This is a genomic window from Longivirga aurantiaca (assembly GCF_042660085.1).
Taxonomy (GTDB): Bacteria; Actinomycetota; Actinomycetes; order S36-B12; family CAIYMF01; genus Longivirga; species Longivirga aurantiaca.
In genome coordinates this window covers 1-14,591 of sequence record NZ_JBHSTI010000001.1, presented here as the reverse complement: position 1 = coordinate 14,591, position 14,591 = coordinate 1, and the positions used below count along the sequence as shown (strand labels likewise).

Sequence of the window (14,591 nt, the reverse complement as noted above, 5' to 3'; positions counted from 1 at the left end):
ACCGCCATGGTGTCGTCCGGAGCGCTCACCCCGGACCAGTACGTCGCGGAGCTCGCTCCCGACCGCGCCGCCGAGATCGAGGCGGTTCGGGAGCTCGTCAACGCGAACCTCCCCGACGGCTACGTCGAGACCATGGACTACGGGATGATCACGTGGGCCGTCCCGCTCGAGGTGTACCCCGACACGTACAACGGCCATGCCCTCGCGTACGTCGCCCTCGCCGCGCAGAAGAACTACTGCTCGCTCTACCTGATGACCGTCTACTCCGCGGCCGGACGCATCTCCGAAGAGGTCTTCCGCGAACGGTGGGACGGCCCCAAGCGGCTCGACATGGGCAAGTCCTGCGTGCGGTTCACGAAGGCTGCGGACCTCGACCTCGACCTCGTCGCCGAGGTCATCGCGGGGACGCCGCCGGACGCGTTCGTCGCGGCGGCCAAGGCCGCGCGACGCAGGGTCTGACCGACGTAGGGTGTGCGCGTCCCGCCCACCCCCACCCGAGGATGCGCATGCCTTCGCCCCGTGGCGTCTTCGCCGCGTTCGTCGCTGTCTGCGCCGTCAACGTCGTCGCGGTCGGCGTCGGGCTCGAGCCGGTCGCCACCGCGACCAAGCCGTTCATCGTCGGCCTGCTGCTGGTGTGGGCGTGGCTCGCGACCGACCGTCGGCCGCCGCGGCTGCTCATGGCCGGGCTCGCCTTCGCCCTGCTCGGCGACGTCCTCTTCGAGCTGCCCGGCACCCTCGCGTTCCTCGCCGGGATAGTCGCCTTCCTCGTGATGCAGGTCTGCTACATCCGCGGGTTCCTCCGGCTCGGAGCGGGCGCGTGGCTCCGCGACCGCCCCGTGGTCGTGGTCGGCTGGGCCCTGCTCTGGGTGGCGCTCAACGTGGCGCTCGGGCCGCTGCTCGGCGAGCTGCGCTGGCCCATCACGGTCTACTCGCTGGCCCTCGTCGCGATGGCGGCGTGCGCGCTGGCGACAGGAAGCCGCCTCGTCGGGGTCGGCGGCGTGCTGTTCCTCGTGTCCGACCTGCTCATCGGCCTCCGCGCGGCGGACGTGTCGATCCCCGCATCGGGCGTGCTGGTCATGGCCACCTACGCCGCGGCTCAGGTGCTCATCACCGTCGGCTGGGTGGCGCTCGCGCGGTCGCGGCAGGGCGCGCAGCCGGCCGTCGTCACCGGCTAGGTTCGGCACATGGTCGACGTCCGCCCGTTCCGCGCGCTGCGCCCCGCTGCCGGGCTCGAGGCCCGCGTGGTCTCCCCGCCGTACGACGTGGTCGACACCGCCGAGGCGCGCGCGTACGCAGCCGGGGACCCGATGTCGTTCCTGCGCGTCTCGCGGCCGGAGATCGACCTCGCGGACGACGCCGACCCGCACAGCGACGAGGTGTACGCGCTCGGCCGCCGCACGCTCGACGCGTTCGTGGCCGACGGTGTGCTCGTCCGCGACGAGGTGCCGACGTACTCGGTCTACCGGCAGGTGATGGGCGATGTCGTGCAGACGGGCGTGGTCGCCACGGTCGCCGTGGCCGACTACGACGAGCAGCGGGTGCGCACCCACGAGCACACGCGGCCCGACAAGGAGGACGACCGGGTGCGGCACGTCGCCGCCCTCGACGCCCAGGACGAGCCGGTGTTCCTGCTGTCGCGGCGCTCGGCCGCCGTCGACGCGGTGGTCGCCGAGGTCACCGCGCGCGAGCCGCAGGTCGACCTCGTCGCGCGGGACGGCGTCGGCCACACGCTGTGGGTCGTCACGGACGCCGCGCAGGTCGACGCGCTGCGCTCGGCCTTCGCCGGTGCCGGCGACCTGTACGTCGCCGACGGGCACCACCGCAGCGCCGCCGCCTCGCGGGTGCACGCCCAGCGGGTGGGGCAGCCCGGCACCCACGACGCGTTCCTTGCCGTGGTCTTCCCGCTCGACGACGTCCACGTGATGGCCTACAACCGGGTGGTGCGCGACCTCGCCGGCCTCACCGAGGACGCTCTCCTCGAGGCTGTGGGCGAGCACTTCGACCTCGTGCCCGCGGACGGTCCGGTCACCCCGTCGGGGCGGCACTCGTTCGGCATCCGGCTCTCGGACGGGTGGCGCACCGCGATCGCGCGCCCCGGTGCGGTGGACGAGACCGACGCCCTCGCGCGCCTCGACGTCTCCGTCCTCCAGGAGCTCGTGCTGCGACCGCTCCTCGGTATCGCGGACCCGCGCACCGATGCGCGGATCGCGTTCGTCGGGGGCATCAGGGGTGCGGGCGAGATCGACCGGCTCGTGGCAGGGGGCTCGTTCGCCGTGGGGTTCACGCTCTTCCCGACCTCGACCGACGAGCTGCTCGCCGTCGCCGACCGGGGCGAGGTCATGCCGCCCAAGTCGACGTGGTTCGAGCCGAAGCTGGCGAGCGGGCTGTTCCTGCACCCGCTGGTCTGACGCCCGCTCAGCCGAGCAGCGCGCGTGCGGCGTCGAGGTGGAAGGCCGCCGAGAGCGCGATGTCGTCCACGTGGATCCGCTCGTCGCGGTTGTGGAACCCCTCCTCGACGACCACGGTCGGCGTCGAGACGTAGGTGTTGAACCCGAACGCCTCGGTGCCGAACTCGCGGCGGAGGTAGACGGAGTCGGTGAAGCCCGTGCACAGCACGGGCAGCGGCACGCCGCCGAGGTGCTCGCTCACGTAGGCGCTGACGACGTCCCAGAGCCTGCCCTCGGCCGCGGAGGAGTTCCCGTGGACGGCGGGCTCGGCGAAGGAGAGCTCGTAGGCGACCCCGTCGCCGAGGCGGGCGCGGACTGCGGCGAGCACCTGCTCGTCGGTCGTGCCTGGCAGGGTCCGGCAGTCGAGCTCCACCCCGGCGCGGCCCGGCATGACGTTCCGCGCGGCCGAGCCGTGCAGCATCGTCGGCGCCATCGTGGTGCCGGCGAGGGCGGGCATGGCGTGCTCCCACGTCTCGTGCAGGGCTGCTGCGGCCTCGACCGAGCCGACCAGCCCGAGCCGGGCCACCTCGTCGGCGCCGAGCAGGGCCTCGAGCATCCGGCGTACGGCGGGGTGCTCCACCGGCTCGCCGACGCCACTGCCGACCCGGCGCAGGATCTCGCCGAGGATCACGACGGCGTTGTCGCCGATGCCGGGCATCGAGGCGTGGCCGGCCTCGCCGACGGCCTCGACCAGCACCGGGCAGGTGCCCTTCTCGCCGATGGCGACCTCGACGATCCGGCGGCCGTCCGCGAGGTCGAAGGCGAGGCCGCCGCCCTCGTTGAGCGCGTACGTCGTCGCGATGTCGGGGCGCTCCTTCACCAGCCAGTTCATGCCGACCTCGGCCGAGCCGTCCTCCTCGTCGGCCACCATGACGAGCAGCAGGTCGCCCGTGCCGTGCCAGCCCGAGCGGGCGAGCGAGGCGAACGCCGCGGTGCGGGAGGCCACCTCGTTCTTCATGTCGACCGCGCCGCGACCCCAGAGCACGCCGGCGTCGTCGACCACGCCGGCGAACGGTGGGTGGGTCCAGTCGCGCGCGTCGGCCGGGACCACGTCGAGGTGGCCCACGAACGCCAGCGACGGGCCGGCGCCCGTGCCGCGCAGCCGGGCGACCAGGTTGGCCCTGCGCGGGTCGCGGGCGACGAGCTCGACCTCGGCGCCGCACCCCTCGAGGTGCTCGGCCAGGAGCTCGGCCGCGGCGGTCTCGTTCCCGTTCGTCGAGTCGACGCGGATGAGACGGACGGCGAGGTCGACCGCGTCGGCGCCGAGCGCGTCCGGGCTGGTGGTGGGGGCCATGGGAGCACGCTAGGGGCCGCGGGCGGGGGAACCCACCGGGGGCCCGTGCCGCAGGGCGGGACGGCGTCCCGCGACGGTGACGGACCTCACGGCGTCCCTGGCTGGCAGGGACGCCGTGCCAGGAGGAACCTGTGACCCGGTGGACCGGGTGCTCCCGGACCGGCGGGTTCTCGGGGCCTGCTCCGCCCCGCTCGACCCGTCGCCGGCTCCACGCCCCGCCGCCTCGTCCGAGGCGCCGCTCCGCGGAGCCTTGTGGCGTGTGTCACGGACCCCTCCGGCTTGCCGGGGTATGGGGCCCATGGGGGGCATGGTCCTGGCACACTCGCCCACGGATTGACCCGCGAACTCGACTCACGCAGAACGGGCAGGGAGCCGCATGGCCAGCACCGGTGTCGACGCACCAGGACGCGCGAAGATCGACGTCAGGACGCTGAGGACGGACCGCTGGTGGATCCAGCCGCTCGTCACGTTCCTCGCGCTCACGGCGTTCGTCGTGTACTCCGCCTGGCGCGTGTTCAGCGGTCAGTACTACGTGTTCGAGCCGTACGTCTCGCTGTACTACTCGCCGTGCCTGGTCACCACCTGCGACCCGGGCGCCATCCCCGCCGGCCCGATCTCGTGGTGGACGCTCTCCCCGGCGCTGCTGATCGCGTGGATCCCGCTGACGTTCCGGTTCACCTGCTACTACTACCGGAAGGCCTACTTCCGGTCGTTCTGGATGTCGCCGCCGGCCTGCGCCGTCGCCGAGCCCCACGGCAAGTACACCGGTGAGCGCCGCCTCCCGCTGATCCTCAACAACATGCACCGCTACACGTTCTACCTGGCGCTGCTCCTCAACATCATGCTGACGATCGACGCCGTGGCGGCGTTCCGGAAGCCCGAGGGCGGCTGGGGCTACATCGGCCTCGGCACGATCATCCTGTGCGTCAACGCCGCTGCCCTGTGGATGTACACGCTGTCGTGCCACTCCTGCCGCAACGCCGTCGGCGGCCGGATCACGCACTTCTCCAAGCACCCCGTCCGCTACAAGATGTGGACGTTCGTGTCGCGCATCAACGCCCACCACATGAAGTGGGCGTGGATCTCGCTGTGCACCGTCGTGCTCGCCGACTTCTACGTCTACCTGCTGGCGTCCGGCATCCTCAGCACCGACCTGCACATCTCCTTCTGACGGCCGCGTAAAGGAACCCCTTCATGACCGAGCTCGAGCGCCATTCCTTCGACGTCGTCGTCATCGGTGCCGGTGGCGCCGGTCTGCGCGCCGCGATCGAGGCGCGACTCCTGGGCAAGCGCGTCGCCATCGTCTGCAAGTCGCTGTTCGGCAAGGCCCACACCGTCATGGCCGAGGGCGGCATCGCCGCGGCCATGGGCAACGTGAACTCGAACGACAACTGGCAGGTCCACTTCCGCGACACCATGCGCGGCGGCAAGTTCCTCAACTCGTGGCGGATGGCCGAGCTGCACGCCAAGGAGGCGCCGCAGCGAGTCTGGGAGCTGGAGACCTACGGTGCGCTCTTCGACCGCACGCCCGACGGCAAGATCAGCCAGCGCAACTTCGGCGGCCACGAGTACCCGCGCCTCGCCCACGTCGGCGACCGCTCGGGCCTCGAGCTGATCCGCACGCTGCAGCAGAAGATCGTCTCGCTGCAGCAGGACGACTTCCGCGCGACGGGTGACTACGAGGCGGGCATCAAGATCTTCGCCGAGGTCACCATCACCCGCCTGCTCACCGCCGACGGCCGCGCCGCCGGCGCCTACGGCTACTACCGCGAGACCGGCGACTTCGTCCTTTTCGAGGCACCTGCCGTCGTGCTCGCGACCGGTGGCATCGGCAAGACGTTCAAGGTCACGAGCGGCTCGTGGGAGTACACCGGCGACGGTCACGCCCTCGCGATGAAGGCCGGCGCGACCACGCTCAACATGGAGTTCATCCAGTTCCACCCGACGGGCATGGTCTGGCCGCCCTCGGTGAAGGGCATCCTCGTCACCGAGTCGGTGCGAGGGGATGGCGGCGTCCTCACGAACTCCGAGGGCAAGCGCTTCATGTTCGACTACATCCCCGACGTCTTCAAGGCGATGTACGCGACGACGCCCGAGGAGGGTGACCGCTGGTACACCGACCCCGACAACAACCGCCGGCCTCCGGAGCTGCTGCCCCGCGACGAGGTCGCCCGCGCGATCAACTCCGAGGTCAAGGCGGGCCGTGGATCCCCCCGCGGCGGCGTCTACCTCGACGTGTCGAGCCGGCTGCCCGCCGACGTCATCCGCAAGAAGCTCCCGTCGATGTGGCACCAGTTCAAGGAGCTGGCCGACGTCGACATCACCAAGGAGCCGATGGAGGTCGGTCCGACCTGCCACTACGTCATGGGTGGCGTGGAGGTCGACCCCGACTCCGAGATGACCAAGCTCCCCGGCCTGTTCGCCGCAGGCGAGGTCTCCGGCGGGATGCACGGCTCGAACCGTCTCGGCGGCAACTCGCTCTCGGACCTGCTGGTCTTCGGCCGTCGCGCCGGGCTCGGTGCTGCCGAGTACATCGACCGGCTCGGCGGCTCGCGGCCCGCGGTCACCGACGAGATGCTGGCCGAGGCCGAGGCCGAGGCGCTGCTCCCGTTCAACATCGAGAGCGGCGAGAACCCGTTCGTCATCCACGCCGAGCTGCAGCAGACGATGAACGACCTCGTCGGCATCATCCGCACCGAGGCCGAGCTCGTCGAGGCGCTCGAGCGGCTCGACGACTTCAAGGTGCGCGTGCAGAACGCCAAGGTCGAGGGCGGCCGGGCGTTCAACCCGGGCTGGCACCTCGCGATCGACCTGCGCAACATGCTGCTGGTCGGCGAGTCGGTCGCCAAGGCCGCGCTCGAGCGGACCGAGAGCCGTGGCGGCCACACCCGCGACGACTTCCCGGGCATGAACCCTGAGTGGCGCCAGGTCAACATCGTCTGCCGCGCGGAGGGCGACGGCGTCGCCATCGAGCGCCAGCCGATCCCGCCGATGCGCGAGGACCTCATCGAGCTCTTCGAGGTCAGCGAGCTGAAGAAGTACCTCACCGAGGCCGAGCTCCCGAAGGGTGCCCACTGATGACGTACACCGCCAAGTTCAAGGTATGGCGCGGCGACGACGAGGGCGGCGCGCTGCAGGACTTCGCCGTCGAGGTCAACGAGGGCGAGGTCGTCCTCGACATCGTCCACCGTCTGCAGGCGACCGAGGCTCCTGACCTCGCCGTCCGCTGGAACTGCAAGGCCGGCAAGTGCGGCTCGTGCAGCGCGGAGATCAACGGCAAGCCGCGGCTCATGTGCATGACGCGCATGAACACGTTCACCGAGGACGAGACGATCGCGATCACGCCCCTGCGGACGTTCCCGGTGATCCGCGACCTCGTCACGGACGTCTCGTACAACTACGAGAAGGCCCGCATGGTGCCGTCGTTCGCGCCGCCCGCGGACCTCGAGCCGGGCGACTACCGGATGCAGCAGGTCGACGTCGAGCGGAGCCAGGAGTTCCGCAAGTGCATCGAGTGCTTCCTCTGCAACAACGTGTGCCACGCGGTGCGCGACCACGAGGAGAACAAGACCACGTTCTCCGGCCCGCGCTTCCTCATGCGCATCGCCGAGCTCGACATGCACCCGCTCGACACGGCCGACCGTCGCGAGGTCGCCGTGGAGGACCACGGTCTCGGCTACTGCAACATCACCAAGTGCTGCACCGAGGTCTGCCCCGAGCACATCCACATCACCGACAACGCGCTCATCCCGCTCAAGGAGCGCGTCGCCGACCGCAAGTACGACCCGATCTTCTCGGTGGCGTCGCTCTTCCGGAAGAACGAGAAGCGCGAGAAGCCGGGCGCGACGCCGGGCGGCAGCACCCCGCGCTAGTCCCTGGACGTTCGAGAGCCCCGGCCGATGCGGCCGGGGCTCTCGTGCGTCAGGTGCTGCTCAGGCGGTGCGGACGGTCTGGCGCAGCACCGAGGCATGCTCGAGGTCGTCCTCGGTGCCTGCGGCGACCGCGGCCGCGACCTGCTCGGGCGTGCTCGCGTCGGCGTCGTACACGATCACGATCGCCTGGTCGCCGTCCTCGAGGTAGGTGCTCTCGCCGACCTCGGTGTAACGCGTGGCGCCGATGCCGATCACGGCCGTGGCGGGGCGGCCGGCGTCGAGGAGGTACTGCCCGACGTCCTCGAGCGGCGTCTCGGGCGCGCCCTTCTGGTGGTGCAGGCGCTCGACCATCCAGTCGAGCAGGACGTCGCCGTAGTACGAGTAGCCGACGACGGGGGAGTCGAGACCGTAGGCGTGCGCCTCGCCGGCGCGGCGCAGGAAGCTCGCGATGCGCAGCTCGGCGGTGCCTCCGGCGGGGCCGAGGTCGTCGACCGTGAGCAGGCGCGCGGCGAGGCCCTTGGACGCCGGGCCCCAGTTCTTCTTCTCGCTCAGCTTCTTGGCGTCAGGGCGGCGGATCGAGCAGTCGTTGAACGCCCCGATCGCATACGGTGCGAGCCGCTCGACGCTGCCGTCCTCGCCGTAGTGGACGTGGCAGAGCAGGCCGGCCTCCGGTTCGATCTGCAGGTTGAGCGGGGTGTCGGACTCCGGCAGCTGCACGGCGTCGGACGAGATCGGGAAGGTGCCGAGGTACGAGTCCTTGCCCGGCACGTAGAAGGGGAAGATGCCCTTCGGCGCGTTCTCGGGCGCCGTGACCGACACGAAGTCGCCCGCCTCGCCCGCCTGCTCGAGGTGGCCGGCGAAGTTGCCGGCGACGCCGAACCCGAACCAGGTGTGCGCCTCGTGCGCGTCGACGATCAGCATGGTCGAGAGCGTAATCGCCGCTCGTACCAACGCCCGATTCGGTAGTGGAATCTCGCGCTCTGCTGCGAGAAACCACTACCAAATCGCGTCAGACGACGGTGACGAGGTCGGCGCCGACGGACTCGGCGACCCAGGCGCCGTAGTGGGCGCGCTCCTCGGGCGTCGGCTCGGGGATGGACCGCGCTGCGGCCCGTACGCCGTGCGGCCGGAAGCCGATGACGCGCACGGGCACACCGGGTGCCCGGGCAGCGACGTACGCGCCGGTGCGGCGGAGCGTCTCCTCGGAGTCGTTGCGGCCCGGCACGATGAGCAGCCGGACCTCTGCGAGCTTGTGCGCGAGCGCGAGCCGGTCGAGGCTGCGCAGCACCGGGAAGTTCGACGACCCGGTGAGCTCGAGGTGGGTGCCGAGGTCGAGCGCCTTGAGGTCGAGCATCACGCCCTCGGTGCGCGGGAGCAGGAGGTCCCACACCTCGTCGTCGGCGCAGCCGTTGCTGTCGACGAAGCGGGTCAGGTGGGCGGTGGCCGGGTCCTCGCGCAGCGCGTCGAACCAGGCGGCCACGAACGGTGCCTGCAGCGTCGCCTCGCCGCCGGAGACGGTCACGCCCGAGAGGTACGGCGCCTGGGGACGCACCTCGTCGACGAGCTCGGCCACAGTCACCGACCGGGCGAGCGGCGTCTGCAGCGGCATCGTGTGCGGGTTGTGGCACACCAGGCAGTCGAGGTTGCACCCCTGGAGGAACACGGCGAACCGGTTGCCCGGCCCGTCGACCCAGGAGAACGGGACGACGTCAGCCAGCAGCCCGAGGGGCTGACTCATGGCTGATCACCCGCTTCGGCGCACGCTTGTCCGAGTGCGAGTTCGCCACCGACCCGGCCGCGAGGACGTCGCTGCCATGACGGGCGACGCCGGTCGCCTCGAGCTTGGCGAGGTCGCTCTTGCGCACGAGGTAGCCGGTGATGCGGATGAAGTCGTTGCTGTCGAGGTTGAACGTCACGTCGCGCATTCCGGTGGCCAGAGCGCCGCGTACGACGTCGACGCATGCCTGCGGGTTGCGCACGGCAGTGTCGTCGAACGACAGGATGTCGCTCACGCCCGAGGCGAACCACTTGTGGTTCGGCGTGACGGCCGCGAGGTGCTCGTACAGCGGGGGCTCGTCGCCGATGGGGATGCGCGTGCCGGCGGTGACGCCGAGGTCGGAGTCGATGCCGGACTGCGAGTGTAGGAACGCGCGGCCGCCGTTGCCCTCGCAGTAGGGGAGCGGGGTCGCGGCGACGAGCTCGGCGACCCGCTCGACGATGCGCCACCCGAGCGCGGTGGCATCGGCGTCGTGCCCGTAGCGGCCGGTGCCGCCACCGGCGGCGACGAGCGAGTCGACGCACTCGGCGAGGCCGTAGACGCCGAACATCGCCGACATCCGGTCGAGGTGCACGAGGCCCTCGTCGGCGAGCCAGCTGTGGTCGAAGAACTGCGCCTGCTCCACCAGCGACGTGATGCGCGCGGCCATGAGCTCGGCCGTGACGGCGACGTGCTCGGGCAGCGTGGCGGCGAGGTAGTCGTCGACGCCGCCGACGTTCCGGCGCGCGGACTCGGCGAGGTTGAGCCGCACCAGCGTGTGCGAGCCCCCGCCGACGCGCAGCGAGTTGTAGCAGGAGACGACGCCGTAGTCGGGCCCGAGGTCGGCAGTCATCATCGCGTGGTTGACGAAGTGCGGCTTGCCGCACGCGAACACCGTGCGGACGGCGTCGAGCACGAGGCTGTCGGGCGTGCGCTCGGCGTCCACCTTCAGCGTCAGGTTCGGCACGGTCTGCAGCAGCTCGCGCTCGAGCGCCAGGATCGTGCGGCCGACGCGCGAGTCGTCCGGCCCGAGGTTCGCGTGGGTGAACGCGTCGGGCAGCGACCGGTCGATCGTGACCCACATCAGCCGCAGGATCTTCGTGAGCGTCTCGTCGTCGACGCCCTCGGCGTACGGCTCGAGCAGCGAGTCGACGTCGCCGAGGTAGACCGGGTAGCCGGTGATCGACGGAACCTGGGAGTACATCGACAGCAGGAACGCGACGGCCTCGTAGAGGTCGGTCGGCGGCTTCAGGCCGAGGAACTCCGAGCCCTGGCGCAGCGCCTTGGGGTAGTCGGGCAGCAGGTAGCGGGGCCGGTACGGCGCATGGCCCTCGCCGATGTCGCACACGAGCCCGGTCGCGAGCGCGTCGGTCACAGCGGTGGAGGTGGGCGGCGGGTCGAGCGTCTCCTCGGCGAGGCCGGCGAGCGCCTGGACGCGCTGCTTGTACGTGAGCGCCGGGCTGTCGACGAGCGTGCGGGCGCGCGTGCGTACCTCGGACATGTCCATGAGTCCAGAGTAGGTGCGGCTGGCCTTCCACGGCTGCGCGATCGGGCATTCGGGCACGTGATTCCCGTTGCAGCACAGGCGATCAGGTGAGGCTTGCCTCACCAGCGGTTGCGGGCCTCCTCGGCCCAACCCTCGGCGCCGTCCACGCGGACGTGCTCGCCGTCGTCGGTGCTCATCCACCCCGACCAGGTGCCGAAGCACTGGTGCGTCTCGTTCGCGACCACGAGCAGGTTGGTGCGCGCCACCCGCTCGTGCCGCGGGGTGAAGGCCAGATCGACACGGTCGGAGTCGATGGTCCGGATCCGCCAGGGCCGCAGCCAGTCCGCGCGGTCGTACTCCCACCGCAAGGTGCCCGACTCCTTGTGCACGACGCCGTCGACCACGAGGGCGTTCTCGGTCGAGCCGGTGCCGTCGGTCCAGAGGCCGCCCACCTGGACGCCGATGCCGCGTCCGTCGACTGTGCCGTGGCCCGCGCCCCAGTTCCACGTGAGCGAGTACGGCCACCGCCCCCGGCCGTGGTCGAGCACCCCGAACGAGCCGGCGCCACCCACCTCGTGCTGAGCGCCGTCGACGACGACCGTGCCGGAGACCGGCCGCCCGACGTCCTTCACCGTGTACTGGAAGCGGGTGTCGGACCACGGAACGACCACACCCATGCGCTCGTGCCCCTCGGGCAGCGCGGCGACGACGTCGACCTCGATCCCCGGGGCGGTGGCGCTGATGTGCGTGCCGCCCGCTACCTCGACGAGCTCGATCCGCAGGTCCTTCGCGGACGCCGACGCACGGCCCGTGCCGCAACGATCGGGTAGCACCACGCCGCGGGCGAGCGGCACGACCGCCTCGTGCACGTGCTCGCGGCCGGTCGCGCGGTCGAGCACGTACACCGCCTCGACGCCGGCGTAGTCGAGCGAGGACACCGTGAGCCCGACGAACACCGACGGCGTCATGACGCCCCAGTACTCCCAGCGCTTCGTGCGTCCCCAGCCCGGCACCGCGGTGCGGTGCAGCGGCTGCCGCGTCCACCCCACGGCGTCGCGGTTGACGCGGCCCTTCGGCGTGCAGAGGTCGACGGGCCCGGTGATCTCGCGCTCGGTCACGCCCGCCACCGTACGGCGGTCAGCGCTTGATCTTCTCGTTGGCGGGGTCGAACAGCGGCCGCAGCGAGACCGTGCACGGCCACTCGCGGTCGACGATCTCCACCGTCCACGACCCCGCCGAGATCCAGGCGGCGTCGATGGGCTCGTCGGCCTCGATCATCGCCAGACCGACCGCGCCGCCGAGGGTGAAGCCGTACGACGCCGCTCGGATGTACCCGACAGGCACGCCGTCGCGCCTGATCACCTCGGCGTGGAACATCAGCGGCTCGGGGTCGTCGACGAGCACCTGCACGAGCCGCTTGCGCAACGGCCCCGCCGCCTTCTGCGCGGCCACGGCGTCGCGGCCGAGGAATCCACCGGGCTTGTCGAGCGCGACGGCGAAGCCGAGCCCGGCCTCGAGCACGGTGTCGGTGTTGTCGATGTCGTGCCCGTAGTCGCGGTAGCCCTTCTCCATCCGCAGGCTCGCGAGCGCCTTGGTGCCCGCGTGCCGGAGCCCGTACGCCGGCCCGGCCGCGACCAGCCGGTCGTACACGTGCACCGCCTGCTCGGCCGGCACGTAGAGCTCGTAGCCCAGCTCACCGAGGTAGGTGATGCGGATGCAGAGCACGCGCGCGAAGCCGAGGTCGATCTCGCGCGCGGCGCGGAACGGGAACGCCTCGTCCGACAGGTCGGCGGTCGTGACCGACTGCAGCAGCTCGCGCGAGCGCGGGCCCTGCACGTTGATCTGCGCGTAGGCGCCGGTCACGTCCGTGACGAACGCGTGGTGGCCTGCGAAGTGCCGCCTCAGGTGCGTCTCGACGTGCCGGTGCGCGGTGTCCGACGCCACGACCCAGAACCGGTCGTCGGCGAGCTTGGTCACCGTGAGGTCGGCCTGCAGCTTGCCGAGCTCGTCCAGCCACTGGGTGTACGTGATGACACCGGTCTCGCCGTCGACGTCGTTGCCGGAGATCCAGTTGAGCCGCGCGCCGGCGTCGTCGCCCTGCACGAGGAACTTCGACATGAAGCTCATGTCCATCACGATCACGTCGTTGCGGGCGGCGTGGTGCTCGGCCTCCCAGTACGGCCACCACGACGGTCGGCCGAAGGTGGGCTCGCCGAAGTCGGGCTCGGCACCCTCGGGCGCGTACCAGCCCGGGTTCTCCCAGCCGCTGACGTCGCGGAACCACGCTCGCCGCGCCGCGAGCCGCTCGTGCAGCGGCGAGAGCTTGGCGCCGCGCGCGGTCTGCATCTGCTTGTCCGGGTAGTGCGTGGCGTACACCCGGCCGAGGCTCTCGACCGTGCGCGTCGCGCGGTACTCCGGGTTGCGCTGGTAGGTGTGCAGGCGGTCGATGTTGAAGCCTGTGACGTCGACCGTCGGGTGGCCGGTGGTGACCCACTCGGCGACCGCGCGGCCCATCCCGCCACCGGTGAGGATCCCGATCGAGTTGAGGCCGGCCGCCACGAAGTAGCCGCGCACCTCGGGCGCCTCGCCGACCACGGGCTGAAGGTCCGGCGTGAAGCTCTCCGGCCCGCAGAAGAACTTCCGGATGCCCACCTCGTTCGACATCGGGATGCGGCTCATCGCGGCCTCGAGGTAGGGGCCCATGCGGTCCCAGTCCGGCGGCAGCTCCAGGAACGACGCGGAGTCGGGGATCCCGTCGACCTTCCACGGCGCGCAGACGGCCTCGAAGAGGCCGACCATCAGGCCGCCGCCCTCCTCGCGGAAGTAGCCGTAGTTGGCAGGGTCCTCGAGCACCGGGAACGACTTGGAGATCGCGTCGAACTCCTCGGTGATGAGGTAGTAGTGCTCGGCCGCCTGCAGCGGCACGTTGACGCCGTTCTGCTCGGCTAGCTGCCGCGCCCACATTCCGGCGCAGTTCACGACGACCTCGCACTCGACATGGCCGTACGGCGTGTCCACCCCGGTGACAGCGCCGTCCTTGGTCGTGACAGCCGTGACCGGCACGCCCTCGAGCACCGTCGCGCCCTTCTGCCGCGCGCCCTTCGCCAGCGCCATCGTGACGTCGACCGGGTTGGCGCGGCCGTCCTCGGCCACGTAGAAGCCGGCGAGCACGTCGTCGACCCGGGCGATGGGGAACATCTGCTCCACCTCGCCGGCAGAGATCTCCTGGACGTCGACGCCGCAGTAGCGGTTGAACGCCGAGACGCGGCGGTACTCCTCGAGGCGCGCGGCGTCGGTCGCGATCTCGATGAAGCCGACCGGTGAGAAGCCGGTCGACTGGCCGGTCTCGGCCTCGAGCCGGGAGTAGAGGTCGCGCGTGTACTTCCGGAACTCCGTGGAGGTCTCCGAGGTCGAGCCGAAGGTCACCATGAGCCCGGCCGCGTGCCAGGTGGTGCCGGAGGTGAGCCGGTCGCGCTCGAGGAGCAGCGTGTCGGTCCAGCCGAGCTCGGCGAGGTGGTACGCGACCGAGGAGCCGATGACACCGCCGCCGATCACGACGACGCGGGCACGGGAGGGGAGAACGGGGTCCGCCATGGCGGGAGCGTACGCGGACCGGTGGCTGCGTACGCGGCGTACTGACCGGCGAGTCAGCAGCGGCTCCCGGCGCGCGGCCCGGGGAACCTGACAGCCCCACCTCGGACGAGGCGGGGCCGTCAGGTGCGGATCGAGTCGGGGG

12 protein-coding genes are annotated in these 14,591 nt (G+C 71.2%); 6 read left to right on the top strand and 6 right to left on the bottom strand.

Annotated elements, in window-relative coordinates; genetic code table 11:
• Window positions 1-6: 6 nt before the first annotated feature.
• The 3 genes from ACFQGU_RS00060 to ACFQGU_RS00050 are packed head-to-tail and all read left to right on the top strand — an operon-like array spanning window position 7 to window position 2,408.
• Window positions 7-459, top strand: a complete 453-nt coding sequence (locus ACFQGU_RS00060) for a DUF1801 domain-containing protein (protein WP_386763304.1) — start codon at window positions 7-9, stop codon at window positions 457-459.
• Window positions 460-506: 47 nt separating this feature from the next.
• Window positions 507-1,175, top strand: coding sequence for a lysoplasmalogenase (locus ACFQGU_RS00055; protein ID WP_386763303.1), 669 nt, complete (start codon window positions 507-509; stop codon window positions 1,173-1,175).
• Window positions 1,176-1,184: 9 nt separating this feature from the next.
• On the top strand, window positions 1,185-2,408 hold the full coding sequence (locus ACFQGU_RS00050) for a DUF1015 domain-containing protein (RefSeq protein ID WP_386763302.1): 1,224 nt from the start codon (window positions 1,185-1,187) through the stop codon (window positions 2,406-2,408).
• 7 nt (window positions 2,409-2,415) lie between these two features.
• Here the strand turns inward: ACFQGU_RS00050 and ACFQGU_RS00045 are convergent, their stop codons facing one another.
• Entirely contained in the window at window positions 2,416-3,741 is a 1,326-nt protein-coding gene (locus tag ACFQGU_RS00045) for a M20/M25/M40 family metallo-hydrolase (RefSeq protein WP_386763301.1), read from the bottom strand.
• A gap of 376 nt (window positions 3,742-4,117) precedes the next feature.
• Between ACFQGU_RS00045 and ACFQGU_RS00040 the strand changes: the two genes are divergently transcribed.
• The 3 genes from ACFQGU_RS00040 to ACFQGU_RS00030 are packed head-to-tail and all read left to right on the top strand — an operon-like array spanning window position 4,118 to window position 7,613.
• Window positions 4,118-4,912 carry a hypothetical protein gene (locus ACFQGU_RS00040; RefSeq protein ID WP_386763300.1) on the top strand — a complete coding sequence of 265 codons (795 nt, stop codon included), beginning with the start codon at window positions 4,118-4,120 and terminating at the stop codon, window positions 4,910-4,912.
• Window positions 4,913-4,935: 23 nt separating this feature from the next.
• Window positions 4,936-6,819 carry a fumarate reductase/succinate dehydrogenase flavoprotein subunit gene (locus tag ACFQGU_RS00035; protein WP_386763299.1) on the top strand — a complete coding sequence of 628 codons (1,884 nt, stop codon included), beginning with the start codon at window positions 4,936-4,938 and terminating at the stop codon, window positions 6,817-6,819.
• Window positions 6,819-7,613, top strand: a complete 795-nt coding sequence (locus ACFQGU_RS00030) for a succinate dehydrogenase/fumarate reductase iron-sulfur subunit (RefSeq protein WP_386763298.1) — start codon at window positions 6,819-6,821, stop codon at window positions 7,611-7,613. The genes ACFQGU_RS00035 and ACFQGU_RS00030 overlap by 1 nt, the downstream gene beginning before the upstream one ends.
• A 60-nt stretch (window positions 7,614-7,673) precedes the next feature.
• On the opposite strand, the gene ACFQGU_RS00025 is transcribed toward ACFQGU_RS00030, so the two are convergent.
• The 5 genes from ACFQGU_RS00025 to ACFQGU_RS00005 all read right to left on the bottom strand — a co-directional run bounded on the left by ACFQGU_RS00025 (window position 7,674) and on the right by ACFQGU_RS00005 (window position 14,449).
• Window positions 7,674-8,534, bottom strand: a complete 861-nt coding sequence (locus ACFQGU_RS00025) for a DUF5718 family protein (RefSeq protein WP_386763297.1) — start codon at window positions 8,532-8,534, stop codon at window positions 7,674-7,676.
• An 88-nt stretch (window positions 8,535-8,622) separates the two neighbouring features.
• On the bottom strand, window positions 8,623-9,351 hold the full coding sequence (locus tag ACFQGU_RS00020) for a radical SAM protein (protein ID WP_386763296.1): 729 nt from the start codon (window positions 9,349-9,351) through the stop codon (window positions 8,623-8,625).
• On the bottom strand, window positions 9,323-10,876 hold the full coding sequence (locus tag ACFQGU_RS00015) for a YjjI family glycine radical enzyme (protein WP_386763295.1): 1,554 nt from the start codon (window positions 10,874-10,876) through the stop codon (window positions 9,323-9,325). Before ACFQGU_RS00015 ends, ACFQGU_RS00020 begins: the two co-directional genes overlap by 29 nt.
• 98 nt (window positions 10,877-10,974) lie before the next feature.
• Window positions 10,975-11,973, bottom strand: a complete 999-nt coding sequence (locus ACFQGU_RS00010) for a DUF2804 domain-containing protein (protein ID WP_386763294.1) — start codon at window positions 11,971-11,973, stop codon at window positions 10,975-10,977.
• A 19-nt stretch (window positions 11,974-11,992) separates the two neighbouring features.
• Window positions 11,993-14,449, bottom strand: a complete 2,457-nt coding sequence (locus ACFQGU_RS00005; protein ID WP_386763293.1) for a GcvT family protein — start codon at window positions 14,447-14,449, stop codon at window positions 11,993-11,995.
• Window positions 14,450-14,591 lie beyond the last annotated feature (142 nt).

What these genes read in the sequence shown, in the direction of transcription:
- ACFQGU_RS00060 (WP_386763304.1), top strand. Translation starts at nt 7, where the DNA reads ATGGTGTCGTCCGGAGCGCTCACCCCGGACCAGTACGTCGCGGAGCTC.
- ACFQGU_RS00055 (WP_386763303.1), top strand. Translation starts at nt 507, where the DNA reads ATGCCTTCGCCCCGTGGCGTCTTCGCCGCGTTCGTCGCTGTCTGCGCC.
- ACFQGU_RS00050 (WP_386763302.1), top strand. Translation starts at nt 1,185, where the DNA reads ATGGTCGACGTCCGCCCGTTCCGCGCGCTGCGCCCCGCTGCCGGGCTC.
- ACFQGU_RS00045 (WP_386763301.1), bottom strand. Translation starts at nt 3,741, where the DNA reads ATGGCCCCCACCACCAGCCCGGACGCGCTCGGCGCCGACGCGGTCGAC.
- ACFQGU_RS00040 (WP_386763300.1), top strand. Translation starts at nt 4,118, where the DNA reads ATGGCCAGCACCGGTGTCGACGCACCAGGACGCGCGAAGATCGACGTC.
- ACFQGU_RS00035 (WP_386763299.1), top strand. Translation starts at nt 4,936, where the DNA reads ATGACCGAGCTCGAGCGCCATTCCTTCGACGTCGTCGTCATCGGTGCC.
- ACFQGU_RS00030 (WP_386763298.1), top strand. Translation starts at nt 6,819, where the DNA reads ATGACGTACACCGCCAAGTTCAAGGTATGGCGCGGCGACGACGAGGGC.
- ACFQGU_RS00025 (WP_386763297.1), bottom strand. Translation starts at nt 8,534, where the DNA reads ATGCTGATCGTCGACGCGCACGAGGCGCACACCTGGTTCGGGTTCGGC.
- ACFQGU_RS00020 (WP_386763296.1), bottom strand. Translation starts at nt 9,351, where the DNA reads ATGAGTCAGCCCCTCGGGCTGCTGGCTGACGTCGTCCCGTTCTCCTGG.
- ACFQGU_RS00015 (WP_386763295.1), bottom strand. Translation starts at nt 10,876, where the DNA reads ATGGACATGTCCGAGGTACGCACGCGCGCCCGCACGCTCGTCGACAGC.
- ACFQGU_RS00005 (WP_386763293.1), bottom strand. Translation starts at nt 14,449, where the DNA reads ATGGCGGACCCCGTTCTCCCCTCCCGTGCCCGCGTCGTCGTGATCGGC.